The organism is Streptomyces sp. NPDC088124, from assembly GCF_040685895.1.
GTDB lineage: Bacteria > Actinomycetota > Actinomycetes > Streptomycetales > Streptomycetaceae > Streptomyces.
The window spans coordinates 42,423-60,682 of the sequence record NZ_JBFBJB010000056.1 but is presented as its reverse complement, the minus strand read 5'-3'; the positions used below and the strand labels follow the sequence as shown (position 1 = coordinate 60,682).

Genomic DNA, 18,260 nt, shown 5'->3' with positions numbered 1-18,260 from the left:
TAGCTGTAGTGGCAGAACTCCCAGAACGCCGACGTCTGGATGAGGGCCTTGCGCATGCGGTATCTGCGTGCCGCCGACGTGATGGCCGCGTCGTGTTCCATGATCGTTTCAAGGCACTTCTGCCGGCTGTAGACGTAGCCCGTGCTGCCGGGCCGGCCGATCGACTCCATGTAGTCGTCGGCCTCCTTCAGCAGCCCGGCCCAGAGGTCCAGGTCGAAGCCGATGTCGAGCTTCTGGGACGGAGCGGGGTAGAAGTCGCCCTGGCCGGTGTCGCGCCCGGAGGCGATGTTGTTGTCGATCTCGATCCGGCCGTCACCGGAACCGACCCACTTGGTGACGATCTGGTCGAAGGCCCAGTTCTCCGGCATGGCGAAGCCGAGGTTTCCGGAGAAGCCGGACGACATGTTCGATACGAAACTGGCGTCCGCGTAGCCTCCCGCGGAGATCCGGGAGCAGGCGTTGCGGGGGCCGTAGACCCCGATCTTGTAGGGGCTGCCCAGCCGCTCCATCTGCTCCTTGACGCTGCGGAAGTACGGCAGGATGTGGGAGGTGACCTCGTCGTCGACCGCGTCGTAGTCGACCGCGAAGTAGATGCGTGAGCCCGGCTTGAATCCGTGCTCCTCCGCCTTGAACGCGGCGTTCATGCAGTCCGTGACACCCTGCGGGACGCTGTAGTAGTCGACCGAGCGCGCCCACGTCTGGTAGATGGGGAAGCAGCGCAGCCCGTACTGCTTGATCGTCTCCAGCTCGCCGGGCTGGATCTCCTTCTCCGGCAGATCCGTGGTGGAGGGGTTGTACAGGTAGCGGCCGATGTACTTGTAGCCGGCGTCCTTCAGCGCCTGCGCCCGCGCGGGGGTGACCTTCGTGACGCCGTCGCACGCCTCTCCCACGCGGGTCTGGTCACCGTAGGAGACCAGCAGCGAGGACCAGGTCTGGAAGTCGCCCCGTCCGGTGACCGGCAGCTTGAGGAATGCCTGGAGTGCGCGGGTGGCGGTGGTCTCGGGTGACAGGAACGTGCTGGAGAACGAGTCCGCGGCGTCGTTGAGCGTCAGGGCCGCGGTGAAGAGCTGCACCCACACGCCGGAATCGCCCGTGGACAGGGAGTGGTTCTTCAGACCGGACTGTGTGCCGGGGCCGAAGACCCCGTTCGCGACTCCGTCGGCCATGCCCAGCTCGTACTGGATGGCCAGCAGCAGCGACTTGGCGACGTCGCGGGAGTGGTGGCCGTCGCAGGGAATGACGTAGTAGTCCTTGCGGAGGAGGTACTGGCCGTTCAGCCACTGCTGGATCAGGCGGATGGTGCTCGACCCGTTGTTGACCGTGACATAGGCGTCCATGTTGAACAGCCCCTTGACCTCCTTCGGCCACAGGGAGTCGGTTCCATGGGTCACGTACGAGCCCATGTCGTACTTCAGTTTCGACACCGCCGCCTTGACGCGGTCGTTGTACTTGCCGTCGATCTCACCCCCGTCGTAACCCTTGCAGTACAGGGCGGACTGAATGATGCGGCAGAAGTTCGCCGAGGGGATGGTGGTTTCGTCCAGCTTGCCGTACTTCTCGGCGATGGCCGCGAGGGTGCCGGGGCCGAAGTTGTTCGACAGGGCGCTGATGCCCATTTCGTACTGCAGGGCACGGGTGAGGGCGTACATGACGGTCCAGCTTGTCTGGCCGTTCTCGTCCAGCTTGGCTATGCCGAGGGTGGCGCCGTTCCCGTACGTGGTGTTGATGAATCTTTGGGCGAGACGCACCATTTCGTCAGCCATCAAGTTCCTCATCTGTGAGCAGGAGGATCCAGATCAGCTCATGAGTGAGCTGCTGGAGTGAGTGTTGAAGCGGTCGGGGTCCCGGTGGGCACGGAGCGGCGGGGAGCCGCGTACGGATCCGTTGCGTCGGCCGCCGACAGCGCGAGGGCGGTGGCCGGTTCTGCCCATCGCCCCCGTCGCCCGCGGACCGGACGGCCTCGACCCGGTACGGCGGGCGCGGTCGAACGGTGCTGGAGACGGCAGCGGGGATCAACAGGCGTCCGGCCCGCGGAAACCGCGGGCGCAACGGCCGCTACGGACGGAACAGCCGGAACGGCCGCTCCGCGGGTTCGCGTGCCGGTCAGGCCGGGATGACCACCGGGAGATGCGAGGTGAAGGCTCCGGCGCCGCTCTCCGGAGAGTCGAATGCGGCACCCGGGCTCAAGGAGACCCGGGGGAGAGTGGCAGGCCGGAGGCCGTGCCCGGCCCGGTGATGACGTCGGCTGAACGAATTCCTCGGCACTGCTGCCCGCATGACTGAAGTCCCCCCGGAGCCCGGCAATCAACCACCCGTGAGCGCCCCTCGGGGGCCTCTCGCGACAGCCAAGAACCTAAAGCAGCCGCGGTGGTGGCGAGAAGCCCTTTTAACGGTATTCCCTCGCAGGGCGGTTGGTGCGTGTCACCAAGCGTGACAGCGTCGCCGGAATGCTCGGCTTATAGCTGGTCATTTCTTCCTTCCTGAACTTGTCTGATGCTTCTTCGTTCTATTGCGGCGACGGTACGCAGGCCTTGCGCTCCAAGTTCGAGTAAGGGTCCGCACCTTCGGCATGGCCGACGCGCCCCGCCGGCCCCTTCGGCCTCAAGGCGGCCGGCTCGTCCAGGATCATCAACGGGCGCCCCGCTGAAGGTGACTTTCCGGCCGCGCCCCCATCGGGGGGTGCGGAAGAGTCTCGCGCGCTCCCGTGAGCAGGGAGTGACCGCCGTACGGATGTGCGCTCGGTCACAGTCGGAGGTGGATGGGGTTCTGCCCGGCGGACGCGGGTGCTCATGGTCAAGTTGTCCGCGAACTCCCCCGGGATTGTCCGTGATCGGTAACGGAGGGATCCGATGGCCACCGCGCCCCGTCCTCTCAGATGGTCGGAAGGCGACCGGGGATCGGCGAGTAACTACGCGGAAGCGGGGCGGACATGGCACGGCACGGCGGCGGGCGGGGCTGGTACGGCAAGCTGATCGGGGCGGTGCTCGGCGTGACGGTGGCGGCGGCCGGGGCCTCGGTGTGGACCGCGCAGGCCGGTGCCGTGGATGACGCGGCACCGAAGCCGACCGCGTCGGCCTCGCCGAGCACGGACGTCAAGCCCGTCTCGAAGGAGATCGTGCACGCCTCGGACAAGGGGGCGCGCGGCGTCAACATCACCATCGACGACGGCCCGGACCCCGTGTGGACCCCTCCGATGCTGGACCTGCTGGAGAAGTACGAGGTGAAGGCCACGTTCTGCATGGTGGGGACGCAGGCGCAGGCCCACCCGGACCTGGTGAAGAAGGTGGTCGCGGCCGGGCACCGGCTGTGCGACCACTCGGTGTCGCACGACACCGGCATGGACAAGAAGTCCGAGGCCTACCAGTCGCAGCAGATCCTCGACACCGAACGCATGATCACCGAGGCGTCCGGGGGTGTACGGCCGATGTACTACCGGGCGCCCGGCGGGGCCTTCACCCCGTACAGCCGGGAGCTCGCCGCCTCCCGGGGCATGCGACCGCTGGGCTGGAACGTGGACACCAAGGACTTCGAGCGGCCGGGCGCGGACGCCATCGTCGCCACCGTCCAGCGGGAGCTGTCGAACGGCCCGACGCTCCTCTTCCACGACGCGGGCGGCGACCGCTCCCAGACCGTCGAGGCCCTGCGCCGGGTCCTCCCCTGGCTCACGGAGCAGGGCTATTCCTTCGGCTTCCCGGTGCGCTGACCCGGAGCCGTCTCCACCGGCCGGGCCACGCCCGCCCCTCGCGCGGGACGCGAGGCCTATGGGAAAACGCCGCACGGGGAACCCCGTGCGGCGTCCACACGTCTGCGGCGTGCCGTCAGATCGTCGGTGTGTCGTCCACGATCTCCTTGTGCGGCTCGACGATGAACTTCCAGCCCTCGCTGGGCTCCAGGAACCGCACCCGGGTCGGGTAGATGTCCAGGGCGCGGCGGTCGCGGTTCTGGCCGTTCGCGCTCTTCCGCCCGCGGACCGGCTCCTCGTACAGGTCGACCTTGACGTCCGGCACCTCGGCGACCTCCTCGCTCCAGCGCTGGACGATCCCCACGCCGAAGGCGTCCCGCGCCGCGGAGTAGAGCGCCTCCAGGGATTCCTTGTTCCCGTTGGGCACGAAGAGGGCGAGGTTCAGGAGGACGCCGGCGCTCTGGAGGACCTCGATCTCCTCCCCCTGCTTGTCGGCGATCCAGATCCCGCTCTCCTCGGCATTGTCCGGGAGGACATGGATTTCCTCGCCGAAGGCCGTCCTCGCGACGAAGGACCCTCCCTCGAAGTTCTTACCCGGCCCCGTGAGGAAAGCCGGGGCATAGCAGTCGAGAGGAAGGCCGTCCGTCCCTGCCGAGACGAAGATGCCGTCCTGGGGGCCCAACTCCGCAACCTCCACGGCCGTAAGACGCCGAGCCGTAACCTTCTCGGTATTCACGCCATTCCCCTTTTTTCGTGGCGTCCTGTGAATTCATCAAGACTCTATCATGAGAACGGCCAACCAGTTCCCGTTACGGGGGACTTGGCGCTCGCGCGAGTAAGGCCGACCGGCCGGATAATTTCATTCGGCGAACAATGGACGAATCCCCTCACGGGCAACAGAAATCGGTCCCCGGATGGAATTCGAGCGCCGATCTCGCGGGCGTCCGGCCACTGCGGCGCGCATCGGTGCCGGGGGCTGCTCGGCGGCCACCGCGCGGCGGCGGACAGGGCGCCGCCGCCGGGGGCGGGTGCCGTGCCGACGCCTGAGGGCTTTCGCGGCGCGCCGCCTCGACAAGCCGCGGCGGGCGTGCCGGAGATATCGATCTTCATTCTTTCTCCGTCGCGCCTCCATTCCGCCACCCCCTCGCAACGAACGCGTCAACATCACCGGGCCGCAGGCAACCCTTCGAAGACGCGGCCGCACGCCGGGGCTCCGAAGGCCTCGTACCGAGCGCGGGGAAGTCTCCGCGAACTCATGGTGGAACCAGGCGCCCGGTCTTATGGTCCTTATCAGTGCCAGTGTGTCGGGAGTTCGGCGGTACACCGGTTCAGAAGCGGTTGTTACGGGGGAGTCATCGGATGATCGGCAATTCTTTGCCTGCCGAGTTATTGCTCGACCGGGATGTCACCGACGCGCAGAAAGATCAGCTCGTCTCCATGCTGGGCGACCTGGGGGTACGGGCGGACGCGCGCCGGGCGCTGGCGCATCGGGGGCCCGCGGAGCTCGGGTGGGTGGTGCTGCTCGCGCTGCCGCTGCACTCGTTCCTCAGCGGGCTGGGGGCGGAGGCGGTCAAGGACGTCTACACCGGTGTCAAGTCGCTGCTGCGGCGCGGGCCCCGGGGCGACGGGGCCGGGAGCGGGGGCGGGGACGCGGGCGAGGACGGGGCGCCGCTGGTGCTGCACGACTCGGTCAGCGGGCTGCGCGTCGTACTGGAGGCGGACCTGCCGGCGGAGGCGTACCGGCAGCTCGTCGCGCTCGATCTGACGGCTTACCGGATCGGCCCGCTCCACTACGACCGGCACCGCGGCACCTGGCGCTCCGAGCTCGACGAAGCCACGGGGTGACCGGCCGCCATGGGGCCGAACCTCGGGATCGGGAGACGTCAGGCACAGCAGGCGGTGGCCGCCGCGTGGCTGGCCTGGGACGAGGGTGAACTGGACCTGGCCGAGCAGCACTTCGACCGGGCTCTGCGGAAGCTGCGGCGTACGGCGGACCGGGACCCGGAGGCCGCCGAGACCGCCGCGGAGGCCCATACCGGCATGGGGCGGATCTGCCTGGCCCGGGAGAACTTCCGGGCCGCCGACCCCTGGTTCCACGAGGCGCGGCGGCTGGCGCCGTCCGCCGCCGACGGTTTCTACTGGGGCGGCTGCGGCGCCGCGCACCAGGCCGACTTCGAGCGCGCCGAGTGGCTCTTCGGGCGGGCGCTGGAGTGCGGCGGCCAACGGGGCCGTACCCATGCCCAGCGGGCGTACGTCCGGATCCGCCAGGGCCGGCCCGACCTGGCGCTGGTGGATCTGTACGCCGCGGACCAGCACGACGCGCTCGACGACAGAGGCCTGCTGCTCGCCGCGTGCCTGCTGCTCCGGCAGGGCCGCCCCGAGCAGGCGGAGATGTTCGCGGCCCGCGTCGAGCCCGCCGCGCGGACCCCGAGGACGGCCGCGGTGCTGGGCTTCGCGCTCCAGGAGCAGAACAAGCTCCCGGCCGCGTACGACGCGTACGCGCGGGCCCTGGCCGGCGGGTACGCCGACGACGAGGTCCTGCTCCAGTACTGCCTGACCGCGTACCGGCTCCGCCGTTTCGACACGTACCTCGACTCCTGGACCGAGTTACGGGCCCGCCATCCCGACGATCCGCGGTTCGCCGCCCCGCTGGCGGCCGCGCACTGGACGTACGCCCGCGAACTCACCGCCCGGCGCGACTTCGCGGAGGCGATCGAGCACCTGGAGGCGGCCCGGCGCACCGGGGTGCCCGTACCGCCCGACGCGCTCGTCGCGGAGCTGCATCTGCACGCCGCCGCGCGGGCGATCGCCCGCGGTGACCTCGACGGCGCGGCCCGCGCGCACCTGACGGCGAGCCGGCGGCTGCGCCCCGGGGATCCGCGACCGGCGCACTATCTCGCGGTGCTGGCGGCCGCGGCCGGGCGGCTCGACGAGGCGGCGGATCTGTGGCGCCGGATCGACGGCGCGGGGCCTGACGGTGCCGAGCCTGATGACGGGGGGCCCGGCGGCTCGAAGTCCGCCCGTACGGGGCCCGTACGCCCGGAACCCGCACGTGTACGAGCCGGACGGGTGCGAGCCGGACGGGTGCGCCTCGGTCTGGCGCTGTGCGCGGCCGGCTCGGGCCCGGCGGAGGACGCCGCCGAGGAGCTGGGCGGCTGTCTGGTGGCGGACCCCGCGTGGGCGGATGTCGTACGGCAGGCGAGATACGCGCTGGCCGCGCTGCGCTTCCGGGACGGCGGCTGGCCGGGCGTGCTGGAGGCCCTGGCTCCGGCCCCGGGCCACGGGGAGTGGGACGGCCTCCACGCCGAAGGGCTGTACCGCGCGGGGCGGTTCGACGAACTGCTGGCCCTGCCGGCGCGCGGCGCCCGGCGCCCCTGGCAGGCGATGGCGCGGCTGCGCACCCGCCCTCCCGACGGCGGGCCACCGGACGAGGCGGAGATCGCCGCCGCCGTGGCGAGCGACCGTACCCGCCCCGAACTGGCCCCACTGCTGCGGGACATCGCGTACGGCCACGCCGAACGGGCGGAGTGGGAGCGGGCCGCGTCCTGGCTGGCCCACGCCGACGAGGCCGCGCCGGACGACCGGACACCGACGCTGATCGAGGCGCTCGTTCACGGCCTCGGCGGCGACCGGGTCACCGCCGTGGACCGGCTCGAACGAGCCACCGCCCACGACCCCGCCGACCACCGGACCGGCCACGTCAGGGCGCTGATGCTGCTCCACACGATCAGCGCGGACGTCCGGCCGCGCGGCGGGCGCGCCGACTGGGGGACCTGCGTCGGCACCTGGATGTCGGTGCTGCACGACGACGCGTTCTGGGCACGGTGGCGGGAACGGGCCGAGCGCCGTTACGGCGAGCCCGTCGCCCCCGGGATGCTGGAGACGCTGCGCGCGGACGTCCAGGAGCTGATCGAGCGGCGCATCGTGGCCGACCGGTCCGGCACCGCCGCGACCACGGCCCTGCTGCTCCGCCGGGAGGAAAGGGCCGCCAGGGCCCTGCGCGACCACGGCGGGCTGCCGCTGCCCGGCGCGACGGAGACCAACAGCGGCGAAAACGCCGCCGGCGACAGCGGCGGAAACGCCGCCGGCGACAGCGGCGGAAACGCCGCCGGCGACAGCGGCGGAAACGCCGCCGGTACCGGCGCCCGGCTGGTCTGCGGGCCGCTGCGTCTCGCCGAACTCGGCCTGGAACGGCACTTCGGCGCCTTCACCGAGGCGCTGACCACGGCGGACACGGACATCGAGGACCTCTACTTCCACTTCACCCAACTCGGCCTCGCCCGGGTCCAGCTGACCGCGGGCCGGCTCGACGAGGCGCTGGAACTGGCCCTGGACACCCGCTGCGCGCGCTGCCGCGCCGCCGACGAGGAGCGCCGCACCGCGGCGGAGCGCCGTTACGTCACCCGACCGGTCCGTGCCACCGACGAACCGCGGATATGCCGGCCGGACTGCGCCATGTTCGACCAGCTCAACCCGGCCCTCGCGGGGCTGCCCACCGGACGCGAGGACCTGCTCAGGGGGAGCGCGGTCCTGGCCGTCGAGGCGCTGCTCGACAAGGCGATGCGCGCGCTCTCGGCGCGCGAACCGGACGGCGCCGAGGTGGCGCGCTCCTGGCAGCGGGCGGTGCGGTACGCCGACCGGGTGGACCAGAGCGGCCCGGTGCGGCGGACCGTCGTGGACGCCGCGCTCGGCAGGGCGGACGTGCTGCACCGCAAGAAGAAGGGGGACGACGCCATCACGGTCCTCGACGCCGCGCTGAGCGCGGTCGGCGGGCGCGACCCGGCGCAGCGGGAGCGGGTGGTCACCCACCTCTCCCAGGCACTGACCACGCGGGCCATCCTGACGGTCAACGAGGACAGCTCCCGCACCGCGCCCGCGCGCGCCGATCTGGTGCGCGCGGTGGAACTCAACCCACGCTCGGTACGGGCACGGCTCAATCTCGGCATCGTGCTGCGCATCGCGGCGTTCGAGGCGCTGGACGCCGGTGACATCTCCGTACTCGTCGAACTGCTCACCAAGGCGGTCGAGCAGTTCGACCTGGCCCTGCTGGACCGGCCGGACGACCCTCGCATCCTGGAGGAGCGGACCGCGGCGAGCCAGAGCCTCAACCAGGTCTTCGCCGGGCTGCGGTCCGCGCCGGACCGGTCCGCGCCGAACCGGCAGAGGCGGTGACCGTGCTCGAATACGAGGAACTGCGCGTCCGGGTACGTCAAGTGGGGCCCCAGCGGTATCTGGTGCTCGCCAACGGCCCCGTGTCCGGGGTGGCCGTACGCACCGTGGACGGCGAACCGGGGCGGCTGAGCGGCGAGTTCGCCGAGCTGATCGACATCGAGCTGGGCCATGCGCCGGCCGGTGGGCGGGACGTCGTGACGCGGCTGCGCGCCCTCGGCCGGGCCACGTACGGCCTGCTCTTCGACGACGGGCTCGTGGAGTGCATCGCCGAGGCGCTGAGCCGGGCGCAGAGCACCGAGGACCACCACCGCTTCCGCGGTCTGCGGCTCCGCTTCGACCTGCCGATGGAGCTGCACGGGCTGCCCGTCGAGGCGCTGGCCTCACCCGCCCACCGGGGCGAGCAGGTCCTGGCGCTGAACTACAACATGTCGCTGGCCCGTTCGCTGCCGGGCAACCCCCTGCACGGCCGGCTGCCGGGCGCGGAGGACCAGCCGGCGGCGATCCACCTCCTGGTCGCGGTCGCCTCCCCGGCCGGACTCCCGGCGATCGACGCGGGACCGGAACTGGCCGCGCTGCGCAAGGACCTGTCCGAACTGGTCGTCAAGACGACCGTACGGGAGCACGCGACCCGGCGGTCCATCGAGACCTGGCTGGCCCAGCACGCGAACGAGCCCGTCGCGGTCCTGCTCATCGCGCACGGCGGTTACGACACGCCGCGCAACGAGGGCGTGGTGTATCTGGAGGCCGAGGACGGCACCGCGGACCGCGTTCCCGCGACCCTGCTCAGCGGCATCATGGTCCGGGCGCAGCGGCTGCGCCTGGTCGTGCTGAACCTGTGCTCCGGCGCCCGGAACAGCAGCGCGGAGCCGTTCTCCGGGCTGGCCCAGGCGCTGATCGGGCGGGGTGTGCCCGCGGTGGTCGGGATGCGGACCACCGTCACCGAGCGGGCGGCCGGTGTGTTCGGCCCGGTGCTGATGGAGGGGCTGTCGGCGAACAAGACCATCGACGAGGCGGTGACCTCGGCCCGGCAGCGCATCTCCGACCTGCCGGGCCACACCTCGATCGAATGGGCCACGCCGGCGCTGTTCCTGCACGAGTCGTACGCGCACGGCTGGCTCTTCAAGGCGCGCGAGGTGCACGACGACGAGGACGAGGTCCTCGACCCGCTGGTCGAGGGCGAGGCGGCGCTGGTCCGGCTGGACGCCCCCGGCAACATGAAATGGACCAGTGTGCTGGCCGCCGCCCGCTTCCTGCGCACCCGGCAGGACTGGGAAGGCGTGCTGCGTACGGTGCGGACGGGCCGGCTGAGCGAGGAGCGGAGCCGGCTGATCTCCGAGGCGCGGCTCGAACTGGCCTGGCCCGCGATCGACCAGCTGTGCGCCGCGCTCGCCGACCGGCTGGACCCCGACGCCGCGGAACGGATTCTCGACGGGATCACCGAGCCGCATCTGCCGCGGCCGGTACGGGAGTGTCTGCGCGGCGAGATCGAGGAGACCCGGCTCGCCGTCATGTACGGAGAGGCGCGGGCGTGCCAGGAGGCGGAGGACTGGCCGGCGGCGCGGCGCGGGTACGCGGCGGTCCTCGCGCTGCGCCCGGACGGCTACCGCGACGCGCGGCAGGGCGCCCGCTACGTGGACGGCCGGCACGCCGAGACGGACCGCGCCTGGACCGAGGCGGCGGCGGCGTACGGCGAGTGCCCCGCCGTCGCGGACGCGCCGCTCCGTGCGGCGTACGCGCGGGGCCGCGCGGCGGCGGAGTCCGGCGACTGGGCGCCGGCCGACCGGGAGCTGACGGCGGCGGTCGGGCTCGGCCTGACGCCCGACGAGTGGTGCCTGTACGCCGCGGCCAGAACCGCCGAGGACCGCCGGGACTGGCCCCCCGCGGCGGCGGCGTTCGAGCGCCTGGCCGACTTCCTGGACAGCGCGCACCGGGCGCTGTACGCGGCCGGGCGGGCGGCGGCCGAGGAGGCGGACTGGGGGACCGCGCACCGGGCGTTCGGCAAGCTGGCGGACGGGGGCGGGGATCCGGGCGACTGGCTGGACCGGGCCGGGGACAGCCTGTACGAGCAGGGGCTGGCCGCGGAGGCGTCCCTGGACTGGGCGAGTGCGGCGGCCTGTTACGGGGCGCTCCCGCCGGATCACGGCGGTGAGGGGAGTCGCGGCCGTGACGGGGGTCACGGAGATCCTGGCAACAGCTCGGGCTCTGACGCGGGCGCCGGGGCCCGCGCGCGGTACGCCGAGGGCCGGCTCGCCGAACTGCGCCAGGACTGGGCAGCGGCGGTGGCCCACTACGCCGGTCCGGCAGAGGGGGATCCGGCGGACGGAGATCCGGTCGCAGAGGACCCGGCCGACGGAGGTCCGCTCGACGACGGTCCGGCCGACGGAGGTCCGCTCGACGGAGGTCCGGTCGACGGAGGTCCGGTCGCCACGGGCGCCGCGGACCCGGGCACCGGCGACACGGGCTCGGCCGACGCGGGCCCGGACCACGGCGGCCCGGCCGACGGGAACACCGCCGACGAAGCCGCTGTCAACACGGGCTCGGCCCCTGGGGATCCGACCGGCGCGGACACCGCCGACAGGGCCCCGGCCGGCACTGGCACTGGCACCGACGCCGACAGCCGGCCCGTACGCACGGATACCGGGCGGCCGGCCCGTACCCGTACCGGCGCCCCTCCGGGGCACGCCGACGCCGCCGAGCGGTGGGGGTACGCCACCGGGCGGATCGCCGAGGCGGCCGGGAACTGGGCAGAGGCGTACGGCTGTTACGCGCCCCTGCCGGCGGATCTGCTCGACTCGGCCGAGCGGGCCAAGTACGCCGCCGGGCGCGCCGCCGATCAGCGGGACGACTGGGCCGGGGTGATCGACGGCTTCGGCCGGCTGCCCGACGACCACGCGGAGGGGGAGGTCGGCCGGCGGCGCAGGTACGCGCGGGCCGAGCTGGCCGCCCGGCGCGACGACTGGGGCTCGGTGCTCGCCCTGCTCGGCGACGCGCGGGACGAGGAACGGGACGGGCAGGTCGGCCTCGTACGCCGGAAGGCCCGTGGCCGGCTGGCCGAGCTGGAGCAGGACTGGACGACCGCGGCGACCGCCTACGCCCCGGTCGCCGGCGCCGATCCGGAACTGGCCCTGGCCCACGGCTACGCGCTGGCCCGGCTGGCCGAGCGGGACGGTGACTGGGCCGGTGCGCTGGAGCGCTACACCGGTCTCCCGGACGGCCACCACGACGTACCGGTACGGCGCGGATACGCGACCGCCCGGCTCGCCGAACTCGGCACGGCCGAGGGCCCCGACGGCTGGCGGGAGGTGGTGGAGCGGTACGCCGCGCTGCCGGACGGCTTCGCCGACGTACCGGCGCGGGCCGGTTACGCGCGGCTGCGGCTGGCCGTCGCGGAACAGGACTGGCCCACCGCCGCCGAGGCCGCCGAGAGCCTGTCCGACCGGGGCTACTCGGACCTCGCGACACTGACCGGTTACGTACGCGGCCGGGCGGCCGAACAGCGCGCGGACTGGCCGGAGGCCGTGGCGGCGTACGCGGGTTGCCTGACGCACGCCGACAGCCGCGCCCGGCAGGCGTACGCCCGGGGCCGCGAGCTGGAGGACGGCGGGCGCTGGCGCTCCGCGGTCCTCGCGTACGCCGCCTCGCCGGGGCCGGTCGCGGACCTGGCCGCGCGGCAGGCCCGGCTGGAGTCGCTGCTGGCCGCGCTGCCCTGGGCCGACCGGGCGGCGAGCGGGCAGCTCCTGGCCGATCCGCTCGCCGAACGCGACCCGGGGTTCCCCTACCGGGCCCTCGACTCGGCCGGGATCAACCCCGGTTCGCCGACCGACACCGTCCAGAACGCCGCGTTCATGCTGATGGAGCGCGGCGGAATGAGCTGGCAGGAGCGGGTCGCCTGGAACCAGCTGCGGTGGCCCGCCCAGCGGCTGCTGGTGGACGCGTTCCTCTACCGGCTGCGCGAACCCGCCGCGCTGGCCGACCGGCTGGGCGCCCTGGAACCGGCCGAGCGGCCGGAGCTGACCGCCCGGCTGTGCGCGGACCTGCCGGACGACGCCCCGCTGCTCACGCTGCTCTCCGGCGACCGCGGCGGGGCCACCGCCGAGTGGCGGCGACGGCTGGCGGCCGCCCCGGGCGACCTGGCGACCGTGCACAGCCTCGCCGTGGCCTCCTTCTGGCAGGCCCGCGAGCTGGAGCACACCGGGGCGTGGGAACAGGCCGAGCCGGTGTGGCGGGAGGTGCTGGCCTGCTGGGCGGTACTGCTCACCGACGACAAACTCTTCTGGGCCGGCTGGCGGCAGGCCAGGGCCGCCTCCTACGGGCAGGCGGTGACCCCCGCCAACACCAACCGGCTGCGGGTGGACCTCGGCCAGCATCTGGTGGCCCTGCTCTCCGGGCACGCGGACCGGCACACCAGCGCAGGCCGCTCGGCACAGGCCGCCAGCTACCAGGAGCTGGTCTCCTTCCTGGAGCGCGAGCTGGAGGGGGCGCGGGCGCTGAGCGAGGCGGGCGGCCTGCCGCTCTCCGAGGACCCGGGGAACCCCCGGCTGGCGTGCGGGCCCGGCTACCTGGAGATGACGGGGCTGCGCCGGCGGTTCGGCCGGTTCGTGGCGCGCGCCACGGAGCAGCGGACCGGGCACGGCGAACCCGAGAGCGAGTCCGCCAGTGTGACGCTGCGCCGGGTGCGCTGGGCGTTCTCCGAGCTGGCCAGGGCCGCCTCCCTCGTCGAGCGGCACCGGTTCGAGTCGGCGCTGCGCGCCCTGCCGGAGTTCCACCGGCAGCGGATGCCGGAGCTGCCGGCCGACTGCGGCGGGCCCGGCGCCGACGGCCACCCCGGCATCGCGGAGTGCCCGCAGTGCCAGGACTTCCTGCGCCGCAACCCGGCCCACACCTACCTGACCCGGCGCCGTCACCATCTCCAGCAGGACGCGGTCGGACTCGCCGTACGGGCCCATCTGTTCATCGCCCGGGGGCTGCTGGCCAACCGCGGTGAGCTGGGCCGGGCCATGGCCGAGCTCACCGAGGCCATCGGCATCGCCGCGAACGCCGCGATGACGGTGCGGGTGAAGGAGGCGGTGCTGCGGCTGATCCTGGGCCGCGTGGACGCGCTGACCGACATGACCGTGCTCCAGATCGATCCGTTGAACGAGTCGATCGCGCTGGTCGAGGCGGCCCTGCCGGTGGTCGGCACCGTGGGCACGCACACCCTCACCGCGCGCTGGGCGGCGCTCCTGGTCGACCGGGGTATCTGGTACAGCTCGCGGTGCCGGGACGTCGGCGTACAGCCGGACCTGCCGCTCGGCCTCGCCGATCTGCGCCGGGCCCTGGAGCTGAACCCGGCGTCGGCCCGGCCCCGGCTCAACCTGGCCCAGGCGCTCATCTTCGAGATGGATGCCCTGTTCGGCGGGAACACCACCGGGGGACGGCTGACCATCGTGCGTGAGGCGCTGATCATCCTGCACCACGGTCTCATCCGGGCGGAGGCGGACAGCCGGCTGCTCGAATGCCAGCTCAGAGCGCTGGAGGAGCTGGAACCGCTGCTGCTGGCGGGCGTGGGCATCGACCAGCTGAACGCAATGATCACGGAGTACGGGGCGGGCGCCCCCGCGGAGACCGACCCGTCGGCGCACGCCGAAACCCTCCTGCGGCAGGCGGAGGAGAAACGTCTGCTGCACGACCGGCCGGGGTTCCTGCACCGGTTGGTACGGGCCTGCCGTACCGATCCGACCAGCGTCCGGGTGCGACAGGCGCTGCTGGACGCGCTGGACGCGGACCTCGGGCCGCGCACCACGGAGAGCGAGCCCGAGAGCGAGCCCGAAAGCGAAGTCGAAGTTGAAGTTGAAAGCGAAGTCGAAGGACACGGCGCAGGCGTAGGCGAAGGGGACCTGGACAGGTGATCAAGGATCCGTTGACCGAGTGGGACGGCCCGTTCCCGTACGACGAGCTGACCGTCGCGGGGGTGACTCCCGACACGACGCACGCCGCGATGGCGGATGTCTCCTTCGATCTGATGACCCGGCGTCTGATGAACGCGCGCACCCAGAACGCCTGGCACGAGCTGCGGGACCTGCGGCGCCGGCTGCTGGCGGACGTACTGCTCTACGACATCGATCCGGCCGAGGAGGTGGCCCGCGCCCGGGCGGACCTGGCGGCCGAACGGGACGCGGCGGGCGGGGGCGGTGAACCTCCGGAGGTGGCACGGGCGTTGTCCGTGCCGCTGGAGTGGCTCGACGCGCTGGCCGGGGAGTTGAGCGCGGTCGAGGTGCCCGTGCCGGATGCGGCCGGTCCCGCGGCCGGGCTCGGGGTGTTCCCGTCGGGGGCTCTGATCGACAGCCTGATCCGGTTCGACCGGTAGATCCTCAAATCGCAGACGCAGATCGCTAGGAGCCTGATGTGAATCACCGCAAGGCCAAGAAGCGGGCCCGGCAGCCGCGGCGCGACACCCCGGCCGCCCGGCCCGCCGAGCAAACGGCCGAGCAGCCGGTCGAGCAGCCGGTCGAGCAGCCGGTCGAGCAGCCGGTCGACCAGCCGGTCGAGCAAACGGCCGAGCAGCCCGTCGAGCAGATGGCCGATCAGACGGCCGGTCCGCCCGCCGACCCTTCGGCGGATCAGCAGATCAAGCAGCTGGCCGGTCAACTCGCCGACAGGGAGGCGCAGGTCGAGCGGCTTCAGGACGCGGTACGCGCCCACGAGGCGTACGTCGGGCGGTTGTTATGGGGCTTCGGCGTCGTCGTGGACTCGTTCGACCGGCTGCTCGAACTCGGCCCCGACGTCGGCGTCGACGCCCACCGGGCCAGCGTCGGCAGGATCCACGCCGCGCTGATTACCATGCTGCGCAAGAACGAGGTCGAGCTGATCGGCGAGCCGGGCGAGATCGCCGAGCCGGAGACCCACGAGGTGCTGCACCCGGAACCCGCCCCGGACCTTCCCGAGGACACGGTGCTCACGGTGGTCCAGCGTGGCATCCGCCACCGGGGCACGCTCATCCGTCCGGCCGTGGTGGTCGTGGCGTCGGGCGAGCCCGCGAAGAAGGAGCAGGCGCCGGACGACGACAAGGCGCCGGACGCACCGTACGACGACGGGACGCGGGACGGACCGTACGACGAGACGCCCTACGACGACGAGACGCCCTACGACGACGAGACGCCCTACGACGACGAGACGCCCTACGACAACGAGACGCCCGCCGAGGTGGCGGACGCCAGGACGGCGGAACCGGTCCCGGCCAGGTCCGGCGGCACCGGCGGCACCGGCGGCAAGGAGGAGCGGCAGTGAAGGCGATCGGCATCGACCTCGGGACCACCAACTCGGCGGTGGCGAAGTACGAGCCCGACCAGAAGCGGGCGAGCGTACTGGTCAACGGCGACGGCAAGCCCCTGACGCCCTCGGTCGTGGGCGTCCGTATCCGCAACGGCGAACACACCCGGCTGATCGGCGGACCGGCGCTCAACTGGGCCAAGCGCGAGCCCAAGGACACCATCGTGTCGGTGAAGCGCCTGATGGGGCGGGACTACGCCGACGCCGACGTGGCGGACGCCCGCGGCCGGCTGAGCTACCGGATCGTGCCGGGCCCCGACCAGGACCCGCGGGCGCACGTGATGATCGCCGGGACCGCGTACACCCCGGCGCAGGTGTCCACGATGATCCTCGAAAAGCTGAAGCAGGACGCCACGGACCGGCTCGGCCAGACGCCGACCCACGCGGTGATCACCGTGCCCGCCTACTTCCGGGAGGCGCAGCGCGCGGCGACCCGGGCGGCGGGCGAGGCGGCCGGTCTCGTCGTGAAGCGGATCATCGACGAACCCACCGCGGCGGCCATCGCGTTCGGCGTCGACCTCCAGCCGGGGGAGCGGCGCCGCATCCTCGTGTACGACCTCGGGGGCGGGACGTTCGACATCTCCATCCTGTACGCCACCAAGGACTCCGAGGGCAACAACCACTTCCAGGTACTGGACTTCGCCGGGGACAACTGGCTCGGTGGCGACGACTTCGACCTCCTCGTCGTGGACCGGATCATCGAGTGGATCAAGCAGAACGCCGGGGTCGACCCGTCCGAGGACCTGAAGTTCCGGTTCACCGCCAAGCAGGAGGCCGAGCTGGCCAAGCGGGAGCTGAGCCAGGCGGCCGAGGTGGACATCATCGTCCCGGCCGCGCTGCGGGCCGACGGCGGCACCGTGGTGGACGTCGACATGACGCTGAGCAGGGCCGAGTTCGAGGAGATGATCGAACCGCTGGTGGCCCGCACGATCCGGCTGGTGCGCGACGCCCTCGAACGGCAGAGCCTGCGGCCCGACGACATCTCGGACGTGCTGCTGGTCGGCGGCTCCACCCTGACGCCGAAGGTCTACCAGACGGTGGAGAGCTTCTTCGGCAAGCAGAAGGTACGGCGCAACATCAACCCGATGGAGTGTGTCGCGCTCGGCGCGGGCATCCTCGCCGGCACGACCCACGGCATGGAGTGCGTCGCCTGCCAGAAGATCAACGAGGAGTCCGCCGAGGCGTGCGCCGAGTGCGGCCACAGCCTCGCCACCGCACGCCCCACCGGCGACACCAACGTGTACGACGTGACGGGCATGGCGCTCGGCGTGGGCGCGGTGCACGGCGCGCAGGCCGACACCTTCGTACCGATCATCCCGCGGGGCACACCGTACAACCCGATGACCGAACCGATGCGGCGCACCTTCGAGGCCACCGACGGCCGCCGCATCCGGGTCCCGGTGTACGAGGGCGACGCCGCGGTCGCCAGCCAGAACTACGAGCAGGGCGTGATCGAGTACGAACTGCCCGAGGAGATCGACGTGCACACCCGCGTCGACGTCGAGTTCGTGTACGACAAGAACCGCGTCCTGAACGTGACGATCACCGTGCCCGGCACCGCGAACCGGTACCAGACCCAGCTCCGTACCGACACCCAGCGGGCGAACGCCGGGACCTCCGCCGAGCCGGAGGAGGACGGCGCGACCTACCGGGAGGACCTCGCCTTCATCGAGGAGGCCACCCGGATGTTCCTGCGCCGGTACGAGCAGTACCTGGAGCCGGCGCACGCCATGAAGATCGCCCAGGACCTGGAGCGCGCCCAGCGGACCCTGGTGTTCTCCGATCCGGCGGAGTGCCGCTTCATGACCAGTGTGCTCCAGTCGGACATCTACAGCGCCGGCCTCGCCTCCGACCTCTACTACGCCGAACGCACCGCCGACCAGGCCTCGCCCGAGGACGCGGAGAAGATCAACCAGGCCATCGCCGCGATCCGCAGGTCGCACCAGGAGGGCAGGCGGGACGCCGCGATGGAGCAGGCGCGCCTGCTGAAACCGGTGCTGGCCAGGGTGGGGCAACAGAACGCGGTGGCCGAGATCGTCGACGCCGAGGAGTTCGACGGTCTGCTCAAGCTTCTCGACCAAGAGCCGTAGGAGCCGTC

The 18,260-nt window shown here is 72.3% G+C and carries 9 protein-coding genes; 7 read left to right on the top strand and 2 right to left on the bottom strand.

What is annotated here, in order from left to right; all coding sequences use genetic code 11:
- Positions 1 to 1,763: glycoside hydrolase domain-containing protein (locus tag AB0P17_RS34100; protein ID WP_365817188.1), on the bottom strand; the 1,763-nt coding region annotated here is incomplete at its 3' end.
- A gap of 1,166 nt (positions 1,764 to 2,929) precedes the next feature.
- Here AB0P17_RS34100 and AB0P17_RS34095 point away from each other — a divergent pair.
- Entirely contained in the window at positions 2,930 to 3,703 is a 774-nt protein-coding gene (locus AB0P17_RS34095; RefSeq protein ID WP_365817186.1) for a polysaccharide deacetylase family protein, read from the top strand.
- A gap of 115 nt (positions 3,704 to 3,818) precedes the next feature.
- Here the strand turns inward: AB0P17_RS34095 and AB0P17_RS34090 are convergent, their stop codons facing one another.
- Positions 3,819 to 4,418 (bottom strand): hypothetical protein, encoded by a 600-nt coding sequence (locus AB0P17_RS34090; protein ID WP_365817184.1) that lies wholly within the window; start codon positions 4,416 to 4,418, stop codon positions 3,819 to 3,821.
- Positions 4,419 to 5,041: 623 nt separating this feature from the next.
- Between AB0P17_RS34090 and AB0P17_RS34085 the strand changes: the two genes are divergently transcribed.
- Genes AB0P17_RS34085 through AB0P17_RS34060 form a run of 6 tightly spaced genes read left to right on the top strand, consistent with a single transcriptional unit; the run spans position 5,042 to position 18,252 of the window.
- A complete protein-coding gene (locus tag AB0P17_RS34085) occupies positions 5,042 to 5,527 on the top strand; it encodes a hypothetical protein (protein ID WP_365817182.1) in 486 nt (161 codons plus the stop codon).
- A gap of 9 nt (positions 5,528 to 5,536) precedes the next feature.
- Positions 5,537 to 8,854 (top strand): tetratricopeptide repeat protein, encoded by a 3,318-nt coding sequence (locus AB0P17_RS34080; protein WP_365817180.1) that lies wholly within the window; start codon positions 5,537 to 5,539, stop codon positions 8,852 to 8,854.
- The gene (locus tag AB0P17_RS34075; protein WP_365817178.1) at positions 8,851 to 14,742 is read left to right on the top strand and encodes a CHAT domain-containing protein; all 5,892 of its coding nucleotides are present in this window, start codon (positions 8,851 to 8,853) and stop codon (positions 14,740 to 14,742) included. Before AB0P17_RS34080 ends, AB0P17_RS34075 begins: the two co-directional genes overlap by 4 nt.
- Positions 14,739 to 15,200 (top strand): hypothetical protein, encoded by a 462-nt coding sequence (locus tag AB0P17_RS34070; protein ID WP_365817176.1) that lies wholly within the window; start codon positions 14,739 to 14,741, stop codon positions 15,198 to 15,200. The genes AB0P17_RS34075 and AB0P17_RS34070 overlap by 4 nt, the downstream gene beginning before the upstream one ends.
- Positions 15,201 to 15,238: 38 nt before the next feature.
- On the top strand, positions 15,239 to 16,120 hold the full coding sequence (grpE, locus tag AB0P17_RS34065) for a nucleotide exchange factor GrpE (protein WP_365817174.1): 882 nt from the start codon (positions 15,239 to 15,241) through the stop codon (positions 16,118 to 16,120).
- Entirely contained in the window at positions 16,117 to 18,252 is a 2,136-nt protein-coding gene (locus AB0P17_RS34060; protein ID WP_365817171.1) for an Hsp70 family protein, read from the top strand. Before grpE ends, AB0P17_RS34060 begins: the two co-directional genes overlap by 4 nt.
- The last annotated feature ends 8 nt before the right edge of the window (positions 18,253 to 18,260 follow it).